This window comes from Pseudoflavonifractor phocaeensis (assembly GCF_016901955.1).
Lineage (GTDB): Bacteria > Bacillota > Clostridia > Oscillospirales > Oscillospiraceae > Flavonifractor > Flavonifractor phocaeensis_A.
In genome coordinates this window covers 1-1,312 of the sequence record NZ_JACJLC010000193.1, presented here as the reverse complement: position 1 = coordinate 1,312, position 1,312 = coordinate 1, and the positions used below count along the sequence as shown (strand labels likewise).

Genomic DNA, 1,312 nt, shown 5'->3' with positions numbered 1-1,312 from the left:
CTGCGCCAGCTCATCACTAAGCGCAGACATTGTCATCTGTTTATCCATGTTTTTATTATATCATGTCGGGCTGTATCACGCTTACTTTTCTGTGCGGTGTTGCCCTAAACTATCTTCTGAATGCACTGGGAGGAAAACATCGAGATTCCGAGCTGGTGGACCGGATTCAGCCCGCATTTCAGATCTATGAACAATCTTTCCTTTCTGATAAGAGCCTTTGGTATCGCAAGCGCCCCGGAAAACGAACGAAGACGGCTCCGGTGCTGATCGAGGAAACGGAGCTGGATGCAGCGGCAGAGGCACAGGCGTTGGAATTGCTTCGATCAGAGTATGGCCGGTCTGCCATTGCGGCATACGTGGAAAAATGGCTGGATGATCGCGGCATCTGCTATTCTAAAGACATGGGGCTGTCGGATGATCGGGCCTATATTATGAGTATGCTGGCTGTGCTCACTGGCCGAGATCCCGAGGCGGACTTTGTGGTCCGAGAGCTAGAAGGGACATTTACCGAAAACGCATACACCATTCCACAGCTTCAAATTACGCGCAAGGAGGGGAAGAAATGAGTTTTGAGTGGCTCAGTACAGCGACCCAAAAAGATCTTGACCGCTTTAAGTCCATTTGCAATCAACTCCTCAGCCGCACTTATGTAGTAAGAACCGTGTATCAACCAGGGGTGGGACGGGTCAATAATCCGGACTATGTGTTTCTTTCTGCCCACTTTGAGGCGATACAGGAGTATCTGGCCTTTTTGGATTGGGATCTACGCAAGGACGATTTGAACGGGTATTATTATGTTCTGAACACGGACGAGGCCAATCGTTGCAATCTGAATAAGAAAGAAACTGCTATGCTGCTGGCGATTCGTATGCTCTATGAGGAAAATCTGGAGCGACTTGGATTAGAGCAGGATGCCGTCTGTTCTGTTCGGGACCTTTTAGAAAAAGTAGTGACAGACTATGCCATCTTACCGGCAAAGCCCAACATGGATGAGGTAAAGCGGGCACTTACGGTGCTGGATAACCACTCGGTGATTCAGCGAATCGAGGGAAAATACAACCAGGGCAGTTGTAAATTCGCCATATTGCCCACGGTTTTATCTGCGGTTTCTAGTGAAAAACTGAATGCCATTGTATCGGTATTAAGAAAGGAGGAGGAAAGTGAAGAAGCTGAAGAAGATTCTGCTGATTAACTGGCTCTATTTTAGGCCTTGTTTGAAAAATAAAAGTTGCACAATAGAAGCAATAGTATAAAATTAAGAGCATGAAACGATATGAATTAACAAAAGAACAATGGGAACGTGTAAAGCCAC

At 46.6% G+C, this 1,312-nt stretch carries 2 protein-coding genes; both read left to right on the top strand.

Translation table 11 applies throughout. The features are described 5' to 3' along the window. Window positions 1–62: 62 nt before the first annotated feature. Window positions 63–566, top strand: coding sequence for a Wadjet anti-phage system protein JetA family protein (locus tag H6B51_RS17075; protein WP_243421381.1), 504 nt, complete (start codon window positions 63–65; stop codon window positions 564–566). Continuing rightward, window positions 563–1,192: a DUF4194 domain-containing protein gene (locus H6B51_RS17070; protein WP_130869043.1), complete on the top strand. Its 630-nt coding sequence runs from the start codon at window positions 563–565 to the stop codon at window positions 1,190–1,192. Before H6B51_RS17075 ends, H6B51_RS17070 begins: the two co-directional genes overlap by 4 nt. Window positions 1,193–1,312 lie beyond the last annotated feature (120 nt).